Source organism: Microvirga pakistanensis (assembly GCF_004458765.1).
In the GTDB taxonomy this organism is placed as follows: domain Bacteria; phylum Pseudomonadota; class Alphaproteobacteria; order Rhizobiales; family Beijerinckiaceae; genus Microvirga; species Microvirga pakistanensis.
The window spans coordinates 290485-309828 of sequence record NZ_SPJX01000167.1 but is presented as its reverse complement, the minus strand read 5'-3'; the positions used below and the strand labels follow the sequence as shown (position 1 = coordinate 309828).

The window sequence follows — 19344 nt, the reverse complement described above, 5'->3', positions numbered from 1 at the left end:
GTCAGCATTACTGACATAAATTCCAGAAACCTACCAGAACCGGAGCAACCGGCGGGCGGGGCAGAGGGCTCCAAGGAGGAACGGCATGGCCGCAGGTCATGTGGCGCTGCGCAGCGTTACGCTCGACGACAAGTACGATCTCACCAAGGATCACGTGTTCATCACGGGCACCCAGGCAGTCATTCGCATGCTGCTGATGCAGCGCGAGCGGGACAGGCTGGCCGGCCTCAACACGGCGGGCTTCGTGTCGGGCTATCGCGGCTCGCCCATCGGCGGCCTGGACCAGAACCTCTGGCGGGCCAGGAAATGGCTGGACGCCTCGAACATCGTCTTCCAGCCCGGGCTCAACGAGGAACTCGCGGCCACCGCTATCTGGGGCTCGCAGCAGGCCGAGCTCCGCGGCGACGGCAAGTACGACGGCGTGTTCGGTCTCTGGTACGGCAAGGGCCCGGGTGTCGACCGCTCGGGCGACGTGTTCCGTCATGCTAACATGGCGGGTTCCTCGAAACACGGCGGCGTGCTCGCCCTGATGGGCGATGACCATACGGCGGAATCCTCCACCGTCGCTCATCAATCCGAATTCCACTTCGTCGACGTGATGATCCCGATCTTGAACCCGGCGGGTGTTCAGGAGATCCTCGATTACGGCCTTTACGGCTACGCCATGAGCCGCTTCTGCGGCACCTGGGTGGCGTTCAAGTGCGTGAAGGACAACATCGAGTCCACCGCCTCGGTGGACGGGTCGCTCGACCGCGTGAAGATCGTCATGCCCGAGGACTTCGTCATGCCGCCGGGCGGGCTCAACATCCGCAGCCGCGACGGCGTGCTAGATCAGGAGGCGCGCCTTCAGGATTTCAAGCGCGATGCCATGCTGGCGTTCGTCCGCGCCAACAACCTCAACCGCATCGTGCTGTCCGGCGGGCGCAACCCGAAGATCGGCGTGATCACCGTCGGCAAGTCCTATCTCGACGTGCGCGAGGCGCTCAACGAGCTCGGTCTCGACGAGGTGAAGGCCAACGACATGGGCTTGCGCCTCTACAAGGTCGCCTGTCCCTGGCCGCTTTCGCAGCGCGAGCTTCTGGAATTCGCGCAAGGGTTGGACAAGGTCATCGTCGTCGAGGAAAAGCGCTCCCTGATCGAGGTACAGCTGCGCGAGGAACTCTACGGCACCGCCAACCAGCCGCTCTGCATCGGCAAGAAGGACGAGGCCGGAAACTGGCTGTTCCCGGTCAAGGGCGCGCTCGATCCCAACGACATCGCCATCGTCATCGGCGAGCGCCTGCTCGCCTATCACAACAACGACGACCTGCGCGGCCGCGTGGCGCGGCTCCGCCATGCGCAGGAGATCCTGAAGGTGACCGGCGACGTTGCGACCCGCGTGCCGCATTTCTGCTCGGGCTGCCCGCACAACACCTCCACCAAGGTGCCGGAGGGCATGCGCGCCTATGCGGGCATCGGCTGCCATTACATGGTGCAGTGGATGGACCGCTCCACGGACGGTTTCACCCAGATGGGCGGCGAGGGTGCGAACTGGATCGGCGAGGCGCCGTTCTCCAAGCGCGGCCACGTGTTCCAGAATCTCGGCGACGGCACCTACAACCATTCCGGCGTCCTGGCCCTGCGCTGGTCGATCCACACCAAGACCAACGTCACCTACAAGATCCTCTTCAACGACGCGGTCGCCATGACCGGCGGGCAGAAGCACGAGGGCGGGCTGACCGTCGACATGATCGCCCGTCAGGTGCGGGAAGAAGGCGTGGAACGCATCGCCCTCGTCACCGACGAGCCGCACAAGTATCCGAAATCGATCCGCTGGCCCGCCGGCATGACGATCCATCACCGCGATGAGCTGGACGCCGTGCAGCGCGAGCTGGCGCAAATCCCCGGCGTGACGGTGATGATCTACGACCAGACCTGCGCCTCCGAGAAGCGCCGCCGCCGCAAGCGCGGCGAGTTCCCGGACCCGGACAAGCGCGTGATCATCAACGATCTCGTCTGCGAGGCCTGTGGCGATTGCTCCGTGCAGTCGAACTGCGTCGCCGTGCAGCCGGTCGAGACCGAGTTCGGCCGCAAGCGGCAGATCGACCAGTCCAACTGCAACAAGGATTTCTCCTGCGTGAAGGGCTTCTGTCCGTCCTTCGTGACGGTGCACGGGGCCAAGGTGAAGAAGGTGGCGCCGGAGACGGTCTCGACGGACGGCATGGCGCTCGCGCCGCTGCCCGATCCGGTGCTGCCCGCCATCGACCGCACCTTCAACGTGATCGTCACGGGCGTCGGCGGCACGGGCGTCGTGACGATCGGCGCGATCCTCGGCATGGCGGCGCATCTCGAGGGCAAGGGGCTCGGCATGATCGACATGGCGGGCCTCGCGCAGAAGGGCGGGGCGGTCTACAGCCACGTGCGCCTCGCCAACCACCAGGACGAGATTCATGCGATTCGCGTGAGCGCGGAATCGGCCCACCTCGTTCTCGGCTGCGATCTCGTGGTCACGGGCACGAAGAAAGTGCTCGCCTCCGTGAAGCAGGGACAGACGGCGCTCGTGGTGAACACGGCCGAGGTGATGCCCGGCGAGTTCACGCGCAATGCCGATTTCTCGCTGCCTACCGAGCGCCTGAAGCGCGCGATCAAGGGCGCTGCGGGCGATGAGGGCGTCGCCTTCGTCGATGCGACGGCGATCGCGACCGCGCTTCTCGGCAATGCGATCGCGGCCAACATGTTCATGCTCGGCTATGCCTATCAGACGGGCCGCGTGCCGCTGTCGGCGGCCGCCATCGAGAAGGCCATCGAACTTAACGGCGAAGCGGTGAAGATGAATCTTGCCGCCTTCCATTGGGGCCGCCGCGCGGCAGCCGAGCCCGAGCTCATCGCTTCCATGACGGGCGAGCTGAAGGCGCCCACGGAGTCGCGCAGACTTTCCGAAACGCTGGATGAGGCGATCGCCCGCCGCCAGGAGTTCCTGTCCGCATATCAGAGCAAGCGTTACGGCAAGCGTTACCGCACGCTCGTGGACCGCGTGCGGGAGGCGGAGGCGAAGGCCGTGCCGGGTTCCACCGCTCTCACCGACGCGGTGGCGCGCTCGCTCTTCAAGCTGATGGCCTACAAGGACGAATACGAGGTCGCGCGCCTCTACACCAACGGTGATTTCGAACGCCAGGTGGCCGCCACCTTCGAGGGGGAGAACCTTCGCTACGAGTTCCACATGGCTCCGCCCGTTCTGGCGCGCAGGGACCCGGCGACCGGCGTTCCGAAGAAGATGAGCTTCGGTCCATGGATGATGAAGGCCATGCGCGTTCTGGCGAAGTTCAAGAGCCTGCGCGGCACGCCGCTCGACGTGTTCGGCTACACGCACGAGCGCCGCACCGAGCGTCAGCTCATCCGCGCGTTCGAGGGGCGGATCGAGGACATCCTGGCCAAGCTCGACGCGGACAATCACGCGCTCGCCGTCGGTCTCGCCACCATCCCGCAAAAGATTCGCGGCTTCGGTCACATCAAGGAGCGGAATCTTGAGAAGGCCAAGGCCGAGGAGGCGGACCTGCTGGCCAAGTTCCGCGCCGTGCCGCAGCCTCGGCTGCCGATCGCGGCGGAGTAAGCCAGAAGGGCCCCGACCAATGCACGGGGCCCGACCGTACGGAACATCGTGACGGTCCCGGTCTTGACGGGGCAGGATTCACGATGGAGGGCAACCATGGCCGCAACCGAGACCGCCTCGCGTTACAGATGGGCGGGCTATTGCCTCGGCTTCGCTCTTGGGGGCTTCTTCGACGGCATCCTGCTGCATCAGATCCTGCAATGGCATCATCTGTTGAGCGCCATCGATGGCGACGACGTACGGTTCCAGGTGGCGGCCGACGGTTACTTTCATGCCTTGATGTATGTGATCGCAGGCGCGGGCCTCTGGATGCTTACCACGTCGAGACAGGGATCGCCCCGCCTGCTCGTGGCAAACGCCCTGATCGGGTTCGGCGTCTGGCATGTGGTGGACGGCGTTCTCTCCCACTGGCTGCTCGGCATCCACCGGATTCGCATGGACAGCGGCAATCCCCTGGTCTGGGATCTCCTGTGGTTTGCCGTCTTCGGGCTTCTTCCCTTGGGCCTAGGCGTGCTGACGCGGCGCAGGTCCGGTGACGATCATGCGCGGTCATCCGCCGCGCAGACCCGTGTGCTGATGGCGCTCCTGGTCATCGGTGCGGGCTTTCAGGCCATGCGACCTCAGGAGGGTGGATTCACGACCGTGCTCTTTGCTCCAGGAACCGGACAGGCCGATATAATGAGAGCGGTCGCCTCCGCCGAAGGGCAGATGGTCTGGACGGATCGAACCGGAGAGCTCGTGGTGATGCGCCTCGACAACGGAGCGTCGCCATGGCGGCTGTTCGGGGACGGAGCCATTCTGGTGAGCGGCGCGGGCTTGCCGCCCGGATGCTTCAATTTCATACGCAGTTGATCAGCCGTCGTCACCGGCACAAGGCGGTGACGACGAAGTGCGATAGGGAGGGATGGGGGCTCACACCTGGCGTGCCGCGACGAAGCTCCGGGCGACCTTCGGCACGTTCTCCTCGTTGAGGCCCGCCACGCACATGCGGCCCGATCCCACGAGATAAACGCCGTCGTTCTCGCGCATGTCGTGGACCTGCTGCTCACGCAGGCCCGTATAGCTGAACATGCCGCGTTGGCTCAACAGGAAATTCACGTCGGCCTCGTTCGAGAGCGCCCGGATGTGCTCGGCGAGGAGCTTGCGCATGGCATCCATGCGGGTGCGCATCTCGTCGACCTCGCGGGTCCACTGGGCGCGCAAGTCGTCGTTGCCGAGCACGGTGGCGACCAGAAGGCCGCCCGTCATCGGCGGGCTCGAATAGCTGCGGCGCACGGCGAGCTTCAGCTGCCCCAGCACGCGCTCCGCCTCGTCCGCGTCACGGCAGACGGCGCTCAAGCCGCCGCAGCGCTCACCGTAGAGCGAGAAGTTCTTCGAGAAGGAATTGGCCACGAGGCAGCTCGCGCGCTCCGCATAGCGGCGCACGAAAGCGGCATCCGCGTCGACGCTGGTGCCGAAGCCCTGATAGGCCATGTCGAACACCACGACATGACCCTTGGCGACGAGCACGTCGGTCACGGCAGCCTGCTGCTCCTCGCCCAGGTCGACGCCGGTCGGATTGTGGCAGACGGGCTGGATCACCACGATGGAGCCGCTCTCGGCGGCTTCCAGCGCCTTGACCATGCCGGCGAAGTCGACGGACCGGTTGGCGCGGTCCCAATAAGGATAGGTCGTCGTTTCGAAGCCCGCCCGCTGGAACAGCCCGTGATGGTTCTCCCAGGTCGGATCGCTGACGAGAACGGGACGGCCCGGAAGGTGCTTGGCCAGGAAGTCGGCCGCGATGCCGACGGCGCCCGTGCCGCCGATGGTCTGGATCGTCGCGACGCGCTTCTCCGCGAGAGCCGGATGCGCCTTACCGAAAACCAGCTTCTGCACGCCGTCGCGGTAGCCCGGGTGGCCGTCCATGGGAAGATAGGGCCGCTTGGCAAAGCCGATCTGCTCATAGGCGGACCTAACGGAACCCAGCACCGGAATGCGGCCCTTCTCGTCCGTGTAGACGCCGATGCTGAGGTTCACCTTCTCGGGGCGCGGATCGGCCTTGAAGCTGTCGTTGAGGGACAGGATCGGGTCGCCCGCGAAGGGCTCCACACGTCCAAACAGGGATTCCGCCATGCTGATCTCCAAGGTTTCACGGTTGTTTTTCGCGAGAGACCTACTCCCCGGCAGGGTCTTGGACAAGGTTCTTCGCCACACCGCACGTCAGGGATGATCAGGGTTCGAGCTGCCAGTCGACGGGCTCCAGACCCTTCTCGACCAGCCAGGCATTGGCGCGGCTGAAGGGCCGGGTGCCCTTGAAGTCGTTGAGGCGGTTGAGCGGCGAGGGGTGGCCCGATTCAATCACCAGATGCTTCGTGCGGTCGATGAGCGCGGCGCGCCTGCGGGCGGGACCGCCCCAGAGCAGGAAGGCCACGGCAGGTTGGCGTTCGGAGATCGCAGCCACGGCCTGATCGACCAGGTCCGACCAGCCGAATTTCATGTGCGCGCCGGATTGTCCGGCCTCGACCGTGAGGGCCGTGTTGATGAGCAGAACGCCCTGCTTGGCCCATTTCGTCAGATCGCCGGATTTGGGCATGGGGACGTTCAGATCCGACGACATTTCGGCGAGGATCGTCCGCAGCGAAGCGGGCAGCCGCCGCGAACCGCGATAGGAGAACGCAAGCCCATGGGAATCCCCCGGCGTGGGATAGGGGTCCTGCCCGAGGACCACGACCTTGACCCGGTCGAGGGGGGTCAGCGTGATGCTCGTGAAGACCGCCTCGGGCGGCGGAAGCACCTGGCCTCCGGCAGCGATCACAGCATCGACCTTTCCGGCGACCCGGTCGGCGCTGCCATCCTGGAAGAAGGGAAGCGTGAGCCAGGATGCGGCCTGCTCGTTGCGGCGGAACTCTGCAAGGGCTTGGCTGATGGGACCGGTCATGGAAGCGCATGCTCAAGGTATGGGAGGATGTCTAGCCGACATCGATGAAAATGGCATCACCCCATACCATCCTTCCAGGCACGGAGGTCATCGACAGGATGTTACTTCTGTGACACGTTTCCGGCCTAGGCTTCCGGACGTCTGCTCTGGGCGCCGCCCGATATGAGGATCTGTGAAGATGTTGAATCGACGACCCTCCGCTGCCCTGCGCGCCGGATTCCTGGGATTGTCCCTGCTCCTGTCCGGCACCGCCCTGGCGCAGGAAGCCGTAACCCTGCGTTTCGTCCAGACGAATGATATCGACCGCATGAGCGCCGAGAAGGGCCGGGGCGGTTTTGCCCGGCTGGCAGCGGTGATCAAGGAGGAGAAGGCGAAGGGCAACGCCTTCTTCGTGCATGCGGGCGACACCATTTCGCCTTCGCTGCTGTCCGGCTTCGACAAGGGCGCGCATGTCATCGACATCTTGAACCGCATGGGCGTGGATGCGATGGTGCCCGGCAACCATGAATTCGACCTCGGCCCCGACGCCTTCCGGGCGCGCATGGCGGAGGCCAAGTTCGACGTGCTGGCCACCAACATCATCGACGGCAACGGAATTCCAGCCAACACCAAGCCCGACAAGATGGTCGAGGTGCAGGGGGTGAAGGTCGGCTTCTTCGGCCTGACCACCGAGGACACGCCGATCGCATCGAGTCCCGGCGACATCAAGTTCGCCTCCACAATCGACACCGCCAGGTCGAAGGCCAAGGAACTGCGCGAGAAGGGCGCCGACATCGTGGTCGCCCTTGCCCATACGCCGCTGGAGGTGGACATGATCATCGCCCGCTCCGCCGGGGTCGATGTGATCATCGGCGGCCATGACGAGCATCTCCTGGCTTTTTACGACGGCAAGGTGGTGCTCTCGGAATCGGAATCGCAGGGCAACTACATCAACGTGGTCGAACTGGCCGTCACCAAGACGACGAAGGACGGCAAGACCAGTGTGACCTGGGCGCCTAATTTCCGCATCGTCAACAGCGCCAGCGTGAAGCCGGATCCGGAGATCGAGGCCGTCGTCAAGGGCTATGAGGACAAACTCTCCAAGGAGCTCGACGTGGAGATCGGCGTGACGGAGACGCCCCTCGACAGCCGCCGTGCGACGGTGCGCGGCGGCGAGGCCGCCATCGGCAATCTGATCGCCGATGCGCTGAAAAGCTCCGTCGGAGCCGACGTGGCGATCACCAACGGCGGCGGCATCCGCGCTGACAAGCAGTATGCGGCCGGACAGAAGCTGACCCGCCGCGACATCCTGGCCGAGATGCCCTTCGGCAATACCACCGTGCTGCTGGAGGTGAAAGGCGAGCAGATCAAGGCGGCGCTGGAGAACGGCGTGAGCCAGGTGCGCGAGCTCGGCGGCCGGTTTCCGCAGGTCGCCGGCATCATGGCCGAGGTCGACCTGAAGGAACCGGTGGGCAGCCGCGTGAAATCGGTGAAGATCAACGGCGAGCCGCTCGATCCGGCCAGAACCTATAAGCTCGCCACCAACGATTTCATGGGCCGAGGCGGCGACGGCTATCGGGCTTTCACGGATGCCAAGTCCCTCATCGACGTCTCGGCCAGCCAGCTCATGGCCAGCCAGGTGATCGATTATGTCGCCAAGGCCGGAAAGGTCGCGCCCAAAGTCGAGGGACGCATCGTCCTGCGCTGATCCAGCGGCGGAACTGACGCACGCCGGGGTTCGAGAGGCCCCGGCGTTGATTTTTCAAGGGGGGAGAGGATACAATTTCCCCTCCATCTCCTGCCATCGCTGTGCCATGGTTGCCCGCTCAAAGCGAATCGCAGCCCTAACACGATCAGTTGCATTGCAGTTCAAACCGCGCTCAGAGCATACAAGCCTGTCCGTCAAGCGCCGCCGCCAGCGGTTGGCGCGGGGGCGTTTGACCCTCGTCATGGGCCTCTTCGGCGTAGCCTTCATCCTGCTCACCTTCGGCTACATCGCCTGGGAGCAGCGCAACCGGCTGATCCAGCGCAACGAGGAGGATATCGCGAGCAACGCCTACTTCCTGGCGGACCATACGGCGCGCCTTCTCGAAGTCACCGACCTGACTCTCAAGCAATTGGCCATGCAGGCCGAGGGGGCCGATTGGGATCTGATCGAGGCCTCCAAGCCACATTGGGACAATCTCAAGAAGGCCAAGGAAACGTTGCCGTATTTCGACAACCTCTGGCTCAACGACTCGACGGGCCGCCTGCGGCTCACCACGGCGCAGTTTCCCGCGCCGCCCTCGACCGTGCCGGACCGGGATGCCTTCAAGGCGCAGATCCGACCGAACCAGGGGCTTTTCGTCGGCGAACCGATCATCGGCCGGGTCACCAAGGTGCCGACCTTCATGATCAGCCGCCGTCTCAATGGACCGAACAACAGCTTCCAGGGCATCATCGCGGCCACCGTCGCGTTATCCTATTTCGAGACCTACTGGGGCAAGCTGCGCCTGCCGAAGGGAAATCGCGTCACGCTGCTGCGCGCCACCGACGGCGCCGTCATCGCTCAATTGCCCCTGCCGCCCGACGGCCTGTCGTTCGCTCCCATCGACAAGGCGGCCCTCGACCAGGCGATCAGGCAGAACCGTAATGCCGGCATCTACCGCTTTCGAAGCATGGACGAGGAGCGGACTGGGGCCTATCGCCGGGTCGGCAATATGCCGCTCTACATCAATGTCAGCATTCCGGACGATGCCTATTGGGTTCCCTGGACGGTCCAGATGAAGCTCTACGGCGCCTTTGCGCTGATTGCCCTTTTGGCCCTGGCCGCGCTCACGTCGCTGGCATCGCAGCAGTTTCGGGAGCAGGCCGCCAATGAGGCCCTCCTGCAAAAGGAAGTCACGCTTCGGACCAGCGAGCTGCAGGCGGAAACAGCGGCGCTGGAGGTGTTGAACCGGACAGGCCGGGCGCTGGCGGCCGAGCTCGATGTGGATCGGCTCGTCGAGAACGTGGTCGAGGCGGCGGTGCTTCTCACGGGGGCGCAGGCCGGAGCCTATTTCTCGAACCGTGACGATGCCTCCGGAGAGGATGCGCGGACGGAGGATTACGGGCTCTATAATTCCGGTGGGGCTCGCACGGCCTTCACCAAGCTGCCCAGCGATCAAATCTGCAGAGCCGTCTTCGACCAGGGTAGAACCATTCGGTTCGACGACATCACCAAGGATCCGGAGTTCGAAGCAGCGGTAAAGGATGCCCATGCTCCCGAGGGAGCCAGGGTGCGCAGCGTCATGGCCGTTCCGATTGCCTCGCGAAACGGCCAGACTCAGGGATTGCTTCTCTTTGCGCACGAGCGGGCGGGAGCCTTCACGGAGCGTGCGGAGCGCCTTGTGACGGGCCTTGCCGCGCAAGCCGCCATCGCGCTCGAGAACGGACGCCTCTACAGCGAAGCGCAGCACGAGATCGAGGAGCGCAAGCAGGCGCAGAACCAGCAATCCTTCCTGATCCGCGAGCTCCACCACCGGGTGAAGAACACCCTGGCGACCGTGCAGGCGGTGGTCGGCGCTACGGCGCGTTCGACATCGAGCATCGACGATTTCTACAAAGCCTTCGTCGGGCGCATCGTCTCGCTGGCAAACACCCATTCCCTCTTGACCGAAGCCTTGTGGCAGACCGCGCCCCTGCGCGATATCCTGGAAAAGGAACTGAAACCCTATAACGACGCCAGGGGCGAGCGGATCACGCTGCGCGGCCCCGGGGTGGAACTGCCGTCGGAGATCGCGGTCCCCATCGGGATGGCCATCCACGAGCTCACGACGAATGCCGCCAAATACGGCGCGCTCTCGGTGCGCAACGGCAAAGTTTCGGTCACGTGGGACGTGCATGAGGGCGATGACGGGAAGCGGCTGACGATGACCTGGCATGAGCGGGGGGGACCCGCCGTCTCCCAGCCGGAGCGGCAAGGCTTCGGCTCGCGCCTGCTGCACCGCGTTCTGACGACGCAGCTCAATGCCAAGGTTGACGTCGACTACGATCCGGCCGGATTGCGGGTCGCCATCGATGCGCCCCTCAAGGCGACGGCAAACTTGAGCCCGCCGATCTGAGCGCTGGCTCGACCCACGTCGAATTGAAGCGGAACGCCTTGGCGTCACGCAGAAAATGCCACTATCTAGGGCCCATTCTGAGCGCGATCCGCCCCGGATCCCGCTGCCAAGGGACTTCAACCGATGAATGAACGTGTGAGCATGACCGAAACCGTCCAGGGCGGGCGTCCGGTGGACCACCCGCCCGTGAAGGCAGGGCGGATCGGTGTGCTTCTGATGAATCTCGGGACGCCGGAGGGCACCACCTACTGGCCCATGCGGCGCTACCTGAAGGAGTTTCTGTCCGACCGCCGCGTGATCGAGACCCCGCGCCTGCTCTGGTGGCCGATCCTCAACCTGATCATTCTGACCAAACGCCCCAGCGCGAAGGGCCGCGATTACGCCTCGATCTGGAACAACGAGCTCAATGAGGGCCCGCTGAAAACCATCACCCGCAACCAGGCCGAGAAGGTGACCGCGCATCTGAAGGCCATCGCCGGCGACAGGATCACCGTCGACTGGGCGATGCGCTACGGGAAGCCGGAAGTGCGCGAGCGCATCCAGGCGCTCCTCGATCAGGGCTGCGACCGGATCCTGCTCGTGCCGCTCTACCCGCAATATGCCGCGGCGACCTCCGCGACGGCCTGCGATCAGGCCTTCCGCGCCCTCATGGACATGCGCTGGCAGCCGACGGTGCGCGTCTCACCGCCTTACCACGACGATCCGGTCTATATCGAATCCGTCGTCTCTTCGATGAAGCAGGAACTCACGAAGCTCACCTTCGAGCCGGAGGTCATCCTCGTGTCCTTCCATGGCGTGCCGAAGGAGTACCTGCTCAAGGGAGATCCCTATCATTGCCAATGCGTGAAGACATGGCGCCTGATGCGTGAAGCCTTCGGCTGGCCGGCGGACAGGTTCCGCATGAGCTTCCAGTCGCGTTTCGGCACGGCGGAGTGGCTCCAGCCCTACACGGATAAGACCGTTGAGGCCCTGGCGAAAAGCGGTGTGAAGCGCATGGCCATCGTGGCGCCCGGCTTCTCCGCCGATTGCCTGGAGACGCTGGAGGAGCTCAACGGCGAGAACCGCGAGATCTTCATGCACAATGGCGGCGAGGACTTCGCCTATCTGCCGTGCCTCAACGACGGCCCGGACGGCATGCGCGTGATCAACCACATCGTCGAGCGCGAGCTTCAGGGCTGGATCTGATCAATCGACGAAACCGACGCGGATACGCCGGTTCTGTTTGCCTTTGTTGTCCACCTTCAGAATCCGGATGGGACGTGCTTGGCCAGTAGAGGTCAGGTGCGTCCCACCACAGGCCTGCCGGTCGAGACCGGTGATCTCTACGATCCGCACCGACCCATCCTCCTGCGGCGGAGGTGAGACGGATTTGCTGCGGAACATGCCCGGTTCCGCCTCAGCCTCTGTCCATGGCATGGAGAAGGTGTGAATCGGGAGGTCTTGTCGGATCACATCGTTGATGGGGCCGTCCAAGGACCGCAGCCAGTCTGGATAAATTCCCGGCATATCGAAATCGACGCGGAAGGTGCCGTCCGCCGCCAGTTGCGCGCCAGTCAGCAAGGCGCCGCCGAAGTCCCGATAGACGATGCTGTTGAGCACGTGCGCCAATGTGTGCAACTCGCACATGAGACGGCGAAACTCAGGCTCGACTTTGGCCAGCACCACTCCCTGAATAGCGATGGGCTCGGCGAACACATGCCAGAGCCCGCGGGGATCGGGCTCTAGCCTCTCTACGTTTAGCACACCGCCTGACCATTCGATAAAACCCTTGTCGGCCAATTGTCCCCCGCCGCCCGGAAAGAAAGGCGACCGGGCCAGCAGAGCCGCGCCGGGACGTGCATCGAGTACGGGCATCTCAAGTTCCAGCTGATCAGGATGATCCTGGCAAAAATAACGCGTCATGGTGTGGTTTTCAGGAGTGACAGGTGCAGAATAGCAGCTCGGGAGGCTTCCTCTAGGAGTTTTTGCTTCGATCGGGTAGCCTGCCGGCTCTGCAACTTCGTTGCCTGGGGGAATGAATGCTGTTCGGTGGTTTCGATATCTTCGTGATCGTTCTCGTTCTCGTGGTCGTGGTGACGATCGCGATGGGCGTGAGAACGGTGCCGCAAGGTTACGCATACACGGTGGAGCGCTTCGGCCGTTATTCGCGCACGCTCACGCCGGGCCTCGCTCTGATCATCCCCTATATCGAGCAGGTCGGGAAGAAGGTGAACGTCATGGAGCAGGTGCTCGACATTCCCAGCCAGGAGGCGTTCACCCGGGACAATGCGGGCGTCACCATCGATGCGGCGGCATTCTTTCAGGTGCTCGATGCGGCGCGGGCCTCCTATGAGGTGGCGGATCTCAATCAGGCCCTGATGGTGCTGACGATGACGAATATCCGCACGGTCGTCGGCTCCATGGACCTCGATCAGCTTCTGTCCCATCGCGACGAGATCAACGAGCGCCTGCTGCGTGTGGTCGACGCGGCGGCCTCGCCCTGGGGCGCGAAGGTGACACGCATCGAGATCAGAGACATCATTCCGCCCGCCGATCTCGCGGGCGCCATGGCGCGCCAGATGAAGGCCGAGCGCGAGAAGCGCGCCGCCGTGCTGGAGGCGGAAGGATCGCGGCAGGCGGAAATCCTGCGGGCGGAAGGCGAGAAGCAGGCGCAGATCCTCTCGGCGGAAGGACGCAAGGAGGCGGCGTTCCGGGATGCCGAAGCCCGTGAGCGCCTCGCGGAGGCGGAAGCCAAAGCCACCGGCATGGTCAGCGAGGCGATCACCCGCGGGGATATTGCGGCCGCCAACTTCATCGTGGCGGAGAAATACATCGATGCGATCCGCAGCCTCGCCACGGCTCCCAACCAGAAGGTCGTGATCGTGCCCATCGAAGCGGCGGGCCTTGCCGGCACCCTCGGCGGCATCGCGGAACTCACAAAATCCGTATTTGGCGGCACCGGCGGCGCACCGGCCTCGAAGCCCGGGCGCAGCGTACCCGCCGTCACGAAAGGAGCGGAGCGCCCATGATCCGCGACGCGTTCATCGGTCTGGGAGCCTGGAGCTGGATCATCCTCGGCCTCGTTCTGATCGGCGTCGAACTCCTGGCGCCAGGGACCTTCTTTCTCTGGCTCGGGCTCGCGGCCATCGTGACCGGATTGCTCGATGGCGTGCTCGATCTTTCCTGGCAGGCCGCTTCCATCCTGTTTGCGCTGCTCGCCGTGGGGGCGGTGGTCCTGGGGCGGTTCGTCACCCGCTCGAAGGAGCCGCCCGAACCGTCGGCGTCCCGCCTCAATCAGCGTGGTCAGGCGCTCGTCGGGCGGGTCTTCACGCTGGAAACGCCGATCAAGGACGGCGAAGGACGCATCCGCGTCGATGACAGTTCATGGCGTGTGATCGGGGCGGACCGCTTTGCAGGCGCCAAGGTCCGCGTGGTGCGCGTCGAAGGCTCGACGCTGGTGGTGGACGATGCTTGATCATCAGGAGCGGAATGCATGACGTTGAAGCTGTATGCGCATCCGTTCTCGTCCTACTGCCAGAAGGTTCTCATTGCGCTTTATGAGAATGGCACCCCTTTCGAGTACCGCATGCTCGACAGCAAGCAGGCGAATGGCGAGCTGGCGGCTCTCTGGCCGATCAAGCGCTTTCCGGTTCTGGTCGATAACGGCCGCACCATCCCTGAGGCGAGCATCATCATCGAGCATCTCGTGCTTTGGCATCCCGGGCCGGTGAGGCTCCTTCCGGACGATCCGCGCGTCGCTCTCGATGTCCGGATGATGGATCGGTTCTTCGACAATTACGTCATGACGCCGATGCAGAGGATCGTGTTCGATCGCCTCCGCGTCGAGACGGATCGCGATCCTTATGGCGTCACTGAGGCGAGGCGCATGCTCGACACGGCCTATGCATGGCTGGATCAGGCGATGTCCGGGCGTGAATGGGCGGCGGGCCCTTCCTTCAGCATGGCCGATTGTGCGGCTGCCCCATCGTTGTTCTACGCCGATTGGGCGCATCCGATCGGCGCGGAGCACGGAAATGTCCACGCCTACCGCAAGCGACTGCTGGCTCGGGCGTCGTTCGCAAGAGCGGTGGACGAGGCCAGGCCCTATCGGCATTTCTTTCCGTTGGGTGCGCCCGACCGCGATTGAAGGCGGGAGACTTAGAGACGATTCCACGTGCATGGAATCATCTCTTTTCGTCGGTTCGCGAAAAAGGCTCTAAGCCGCTCCCGCCCGCAGCAGGTCGAGGTAATGCACGAGGCCGACGGGCTTGTCGTTCTCGACCACGATCAGGGCTGTGATCCGCGCGGTTTCCTCGATTTCGAGCGCGGTGGCCACCAGGGCGTCCGGCGCAATGGTGCGCGGCGTCCGGCTCATGATGGCCGTCACCGGCAGAGTGCCGAGATCGGGGCGAAGGTTGCGTCGCAGATCGCCGTCGGTGACGATTCCGGCGAGCGTCCCGTCCGCGTTGATCACGATGACCGAGCCGAAACCCTTGCGGCCGATCTCCTCGATGGCCTGATCCATCAGGGCATCGACCCCGATGATCGGCAGGTGCTCGTCCCGATGCATGATGTCGCGCACGAGCTTCAGGCGCGCCCCGAGCTTGCCGCCCGGGTGGAACACGCGGAAGTTCTCCGCCGTGAAGCCGCGCTTTTCGAGCAGCGCGATGGCGAGCGCGTCGCCGAGGGCGAGCTGGATGGTGGTGGAGGTGGTGGGCGCCAGCCCGTTGGGGCAGGCTTCCTTGGCTTTGGGAAGCGTCAGGCAGATGTCGGCGGCCTGGCCCAGGCTCGAGCGGGCATTCGACGTGAAGGCGATCAGCGGCACCCGAAAGCGCTTGGCATAGCCGATGACGTCGGCAAGCTCCGTGGTCTCGCCGGACCAGGATAGGGCGAGGATCACGTCGTCGGTTTGCACCATGCCGAGATCGCCGTGGCTCGCTTCCGCCGGGTGGACGTAATAGGCGGGGGTGCCGGTGGACGCGAAGGTGGCGGCAATCTTGCGGCCCACATGGCCGGACTTGCCCATGCCGGTCACGATGACCCGCCCCTTGGCGGATGCGATCGTCTCGACGGCGGCGGTGAAGACGGGGCCGAGCCCGTTGCCGATGGCCTCCATCAGCACGGTCAGACCCTCGCGCTCGACATCGAGCGTGCGAAGGGCCGAGGTGATGGCCTGGTCGGATGAAGCGGTTTTGATCTGTGCGAGTACCATGGCCGCCCTCTAGCATATTCGGGCGGCCACGCGGAACCCTCGGCCCTGACTACTTTTGGCGCAGCAAGGCTTCCAGCTCCTGCCGGAACGTGTCCTTCAGGTCCTCGCGCTCGAGGGCATAGGCCACGTTGGCCATGAGGAAGCCGATCTTCGAGCCCGTATCGTAGGTGCTGCCCTGGTATTTCATGCCGAAGAACGGCTGATCTTTCATCAGGCGGATCATGGAATCCGTGAGCTGGATCTCGTTGCCCGCGCCGCGCTCCTGGTTGGAGAGCAGGTCGAAGATCTCGGGCTGCAGGATGTAGCGGCCGGAGATGATGTAGTTCGACGGCGCGGTACCCTTCGGGGGCTTCTCCACCATGCCGGTGATCTCGAAGGTCTGGCCGAATTCCTGCCCCACGGAGACGATGCCGTATTGGTGGGTCTGGTCCTCCGGCACCTCCTCCACGGCAATGATGTTGCCGCCATGCTTCTCATAGGCCGCGATCATCTGCTCCATGGAGCCGCGGCTGAGCATGTCGGGGAGAAGCACCGCGAAGGGCTCGTCGCCCACGAGCTCACGGGCGCACCAGACGGCATGGCCCAGCCCTAAGGGCTCCTGCTGGCGCGTGAAGCTCGTCTGGCCGGCCCGGGGCTGGTCCTTGGCCAGGAGCTCCAGCTCTTTCGTCTTCCCGCGTGCTTGCAGCGTCTGGTTCAGCTCGTAGGCAATGTCGAAATGGTCTTCGATCACCGCCTTATTACGGCCGGTAACGAAGATGAAATGCTCGATCCCGGCGGCTCGGGCCTCGTCCACCACATGCTGCACCACGGGACGGTCCACGACGCACAGCATTTCCTTCGGCACGGCCTTGGTGGCGGGAAGGAAACGAGTGCCGAGACCGGCAACAGGGAGGACTGCTTTGCGGATGCGCTTCATCGATCAAGCCATGTTTGAGCAGGGAGAGGGAGGACAATCTAAGGCAGGACGAGGAAAAGGAAACCGTTCACCGTCAAGCTTGGGTTCATCTTAACGCCGGAGACGCTGCCTTGTTGCATCAATCCTGCATCTTCTTTGAAGCTCCGGACCTGAATTGAAGCTGAAGCGTTGTGGTTAAGCTGTGCGGGCGCCGGGCCGGCAACGGCTTGCAGCTTCGGCTCCGGTGTTCTTTTTCATACGGCGCATGGACTTAGCGGAGAGCCGGTCCGGTTGTCCGCATGATGCGTCCGGTCAGGCGAGCCTTGAGGAGAGCGGATATGGCGATATTGGTGACGGGCGGCGCGGGTTACATCGGCAGCCACATGGTGCTCGAGCTGCTGGAGGCGGGCGAGCAGGTGGTGGTTCTCGACAACCTGTCCACCGGGTTTCGCTGGGCGGTCCCTCCGGAGGCGACCCTCGTCGTAGGGGATGTGGGCGATCAGGCTCTGGTGGCCAAGGTCATCGAGGAGCATGGAACCGACAGCATCATGCATTTCGCAGCCCGGATCGTGGTACCCGAATCGGTCACCGACCCCCTTGGGTACTACTTCAACAATACGGTGAAGACCCGGGCGCTCGTCGAGACGGCCGTCCGGACGGGCGTTAAGAACATCGTCTTCTCCTCCACGGCGGCTGTCTACGGCAACGCCGATGCGCCCCTCCTCGCCGAGGACATGCCCCTATCCCCCATCAATCCGTATGGGCGCAGCAAGCTCATGAGCGAGTGGATGCTGCAGGATGCCTGCGCGGCCCACGGTCTGCGCTATGCGATCCTGCGCTATTTCAACGTGGCCGGCGCGGATCCGAAGGGCCGGTCGGGCCAATCGACGCCGCAGGCCACCCATCTCATCAAGGTGGCGGCTCAGGCAGCCCTCGGCCAAAGGCCCTATCTCGACGTGTTCGGCACGGATTACGAGACGCCCGACGGCACCTGCATCCGCGACTACGTTCAGGTGAACGATCTGGCCCGGGCGCATTTGGCTGCCCTGAAATCCCTGCGCGAGGGCGGCGACTGCGCTGTGATGAATTGCGGCTACGGGCATGGCGCGTCGGTGCTGGAGGTCGTGGACGTGGTCAAACGGGTGTCCGGCGTCGATTTCGAGGTACGCCTCAGCCCGCGCCGCCCGGGCGATCCGGCCCGGCTCGTGGCGAAGGTCGACCGTATCCGGAGCCTCGGATGGCAGCCGCAGCATGACGATCTGGCCGAGATCGTCGATCAGGCCCTGCGCTGGGAACGGGTCTTGATGGGGCGCAAAGCCGCATAGCCCCCTACCTATAAGGCTAGGTGTCAACCGGCTGTTAACTCTCTTAGTGTCGCATGGCAGGGTCAATTCGGCCCTGTCTCGGTGAGCGACATTCATGCACCTGCCGCTTCTCCCGGTGCGCCGCTTCTGCGGTGCCCTCCTTCTCGGTCTGAGCGTCACCCTTGGCGTCCTGGGTTGGGTGCGGCCTGTCCCCGCCCAGGCGCAGGGCGTCTCGGAGGCAGGATTCCAGCGCTTCGTGCAGGGCCTGTGGCCCGCCGCCAAGGCACGCGGGATTTCGCGCGCGACCTTCGATGAGGCGTTCCGGGGCGTCGAGCCCGATCCGAAGATCATCGCGCTCACCAGGAAGCAGTCGGAGTTCGTCCGCCCCATCTGGGACTACATCAACGGTGCAATTTCGGCCCAGCGCCTCGAGCGCGGCCGCGAGATGGCGGCCGAATGGCCCAAGACCCTGACGGCCATCGAGAAAACCTATGGCGTACCGCGCTCCGTGATCCTCGGCGTCTGGGGCATGGAGACCAATTTCGGCGGCTTCACCGGTTCCATATATGTGGTGCGGGCTCTCGCGACGCTCGCCTATACGGGCTACCGGGGCGATTTCTTCAGGGAGGAGCTGCTGATCGCGCTCCAGATCCTGGATGAGGGGCATATCGGCCGGGACAAGATGCTGGGCTCCTGGGCCGGAGCCATGGGGCAGACCCAGTTCATGCCGTCGAGCTTCATGAAATACGCCGTCGACGGCAACCGGGACGGGGTGCGCGACATCTGGGCCTCGGTGCCCGATGCCATGGCGTCAACAGCCAATTACCTGCGCCAGCAGGGCTGGGAGCCGGGCTTGCCCTGGGGCTTCGAGGTCAAGCTGCCGCCGCGCTTCGATTTCAGGCACCTGAAGCTGAACTTCGCCCAATGGCAAACCCTCGGCCTGCGCCGGGCTGACGGCGAGGCGATGCCGCGGACAGGGGAAGCGAGCCTCTTCCTGCCCGGCGGAGCGGGTGGACCGGCCTTTCTGGTCACCGGCAATTTCGACGTCATCAAGAGCTACAACTCATCCGATGCCTATGCCATGGGGGTCGCCCATCTCGGCGACCGGATCATGGGCGGGCCGCCGATCCAGGGAGCCTGGCCCAAGAACGAGCCCCTGCTCGGCAAGGACGAGCGCCAGGAGTTGCAGCTCCGTCTTGCGCGGCTCGGCTTCTACGAGGGCGAGACGGACGGCAAGTTCGGTTCCAAGACTCGGGAGGCCGTGCGGAACTTCCAGCTCAGGCGCGGCTTAATTCCTGATGGGTATGCCGATAATGCGGTCTTGCGTGAATTGCGCGCGGCCCGCTGACAGGTCCGGCGGAAGCTCTATAACATGGGTGGTCCGGAC

At 64.4% G+C, this 19344-nt stretch carries 15 protein-coding genes; 10 read left to right on the top strand and 5 right to left on the bottom strand.

Going from position 1 to position 19344, the window contains the following annotated elements:
* Window positions 1-85: 85 nt before the first annotated feature.
* Both E4K09_RS07425 and E4K09_RS07420 read left to right on the top strand, forming a co-directional pair.
* Entirely contained in the window at window positions 86-3589 is a 3504-nt protein-coding gene (locus E4K09_RS07425; protein ID WP_134496107.1) for an indolepyruvate ferredoxin oxidoreductase family protein, read from the top strand.
* Window positions 3590-3685: 96 nt separating this feature from the next.
* Window positions 3686-4441 carry a DUF2243 domain-containing protein gene (locus E4K09_RS07420; RefSeq protein WP_134496106.1) on the top strand — a complete coding sequence of 252 codons (756 nt, stop codon included), beginning with the start codon at window positions 3686-3688 and terminating at the stop codon, window positions 4439-4441.
* A 60-nt stretch (window positions 4442-4501) separates the two neighbouring features.
* On the opposite strand, the gene E4K09_RS07415 is transcribed toward E4K09_RS07420, so the two are convergent.
* Window positions 4502-5701, bottom strand: coding sequence for an amino acid aminotransferase (locus tag E4K09_RS07415; RefSeq protein ID WP_134496105.1), 1200 nt, complete (start codon window positions 5699-5701; stop codon window positions 4502-4504).
* A 97-nt stretch (window positions 5702-5798) separates the two neighbouring features.
* On the bottom strand, window positions 5799-6506 hold the full coding sequence (gene ung / locus E4K09_RS07410) for a uracil-DNA glycosylase (protein WP_134496104.1): 708 nt from the start codon (window positions 6504-6506) through the stop codon (window positions 5799-5801).
* Window positions 6507-6684: 178 nt separating this feature from the next.
* On the opposite strand from ung, the gene E4K09_RS07405 reads away from it, so the two are divergent.
* From E4K09_RS07405 to hemH, 3 genes are all read left to right on the top strand, one after another.
* A complete protein-coding gene (locus E4K09_RS07405; protein WP_244610397.1) occupies window positions 6685-8193 on the top strand; it encodes a bifunctional metallophosphatase/5'-nucleotidase in 1509 nt (502 codons plus the stop codon).
* Between the two features lie 154 nt (window positions 8194-8347).
* The gene (locus tag E4K09_RS30145; protein ID WP_244610396.1) at window positions 8348-10567 is read left to right on the top strand and encodes an HWE histidine kinase domain-containing protein; all 2220 of its coding nucleotides are present in this window, start codon (window positions 8348-8350) and stop codon (window positions 10565-10567) included.
* Between the two features lie 123 nt (window positions 10568-10690).
* Complete coding sequence (gene hemH / locus E4K09_RS07395; RefSeq protein ID WP_134496103.1) at window positions 10691-11752, top strand: ferrochelatase; 1062 nt, start codon at window positions 10691-10693, stop codon at window positions 11750-11752.
* Here the strand turns inward: hemH and E4K09_RS07390 are convergent, their stop codons facing one another.
* A complete protein-coding gene (locus E4K09_RS07390) occupies window positions 11753-12469 on the bottom strand; it encodes an alanyl-tRNA editing protein (RefSeq protein ID WP_134496102.1) in 717 nt (238 codons plus the stop codon).
* Between the two features lie 116 nt (window positions 12470-12585).
* Between E4K09_RS07390 and E4K09_RS07385 the strand changes: the two genes are divergently transcribed.
* From E4K09_RS07385 to E4K09_RS07375, 3 genes are read left to right on the top strand one after another with little or no spacing between them, the layout of a single operon-like run.
* On the top strand, window positions 12586-13575 hold the full coding sequence (locus E4K09_RS07385; protein ID WP_134496101.1) for an SPFH domain-containing protein: 990 nt from the start codon (window positions 12586-12588) through the stop codon (window positions 13573-13575).
* On the top strand, window positions 13572-14021 hold the full coding sequence (locus E4K09_RS07380; RefSeq protein ID WP_134496100.1) for an NfeD family protein: 450 nt from the start codon (window positions 13572-13574) through the stop codon (window positions 14019-14021). The genes E4K09_RS07385 and E4K09_RS07380 overlap by 4 nt, the downstream gene beginning before the upstream one ends.
* An 18-nt stretch (window positions 14022-14039) precedes the next feature.
* A complete protein-coding gene (locus E4K09_RS07375; protein ID WP_134496099.1) occupies window positions 14040-14693 on the top strand; it encodes a glutathione S-transferase family protein in 654 nt (217 codons plus the stop codon).
* A 69-nt stretch (window positions 14694-14762) separates the two neighbouring features.
* Here the strand turns inward: E4K09_RS07375 and E4K09_RS07370 are convergent, their stop codons facing one another.
* Window positions 14763-15758 carry a KpsF/GutQ family sugar-phosphate isomerase gene (locus E4K09_RS07370; protein WP_134496098.1) on the bottom strand — a complete coding sequence of 332 codons (996 nt, stop codon included), beginning with the start codon at window positions 15756-15758 and terminating at the stop codon, window positions 14763-14765.
* Between the two features lie 49 nt (window positions 15759-15807).
* A complete protein-coding gene (locus tag E4K09_RS07365) occupies window positions 15808-16674 on the bottom strand; it encodes a UTP--glucose-1-phosphate uridylyltransferase (RefSeq protein WP_134496097.1) in 867 nt (288 codons plus the stop codon).
* Window positions 16675-16991: 317 nt separating this feature from the next.
* Here E4K09_RS07365 and galE point away from each other — a divergent pair, with 317 nt between their 5' ends.
* On the top strand, window positions 16992-17978 hold the full coding sequence (gene galE / locus E4K09_RS07360; RefSeq protein WP_134496096.1) for a UDP-glucose 4-epimerase GalE: 987 nt from the start codon (window positions 16992-16994) through the stop codon (window positions 17976-17978).
* Window positions 17979-18072: 94 nt separating this feature from the next.
* Entirely contained in the window at window positions 18073-19305 is a 1233-nt protein-coding gene (locus E4K09_RS07355; RefSeq protein WP_134496095.1) for a lytic murein transglycosylase, read from the top strand.
* Window positions 19306-19344 lie beyond the last annotated feature (39 nt).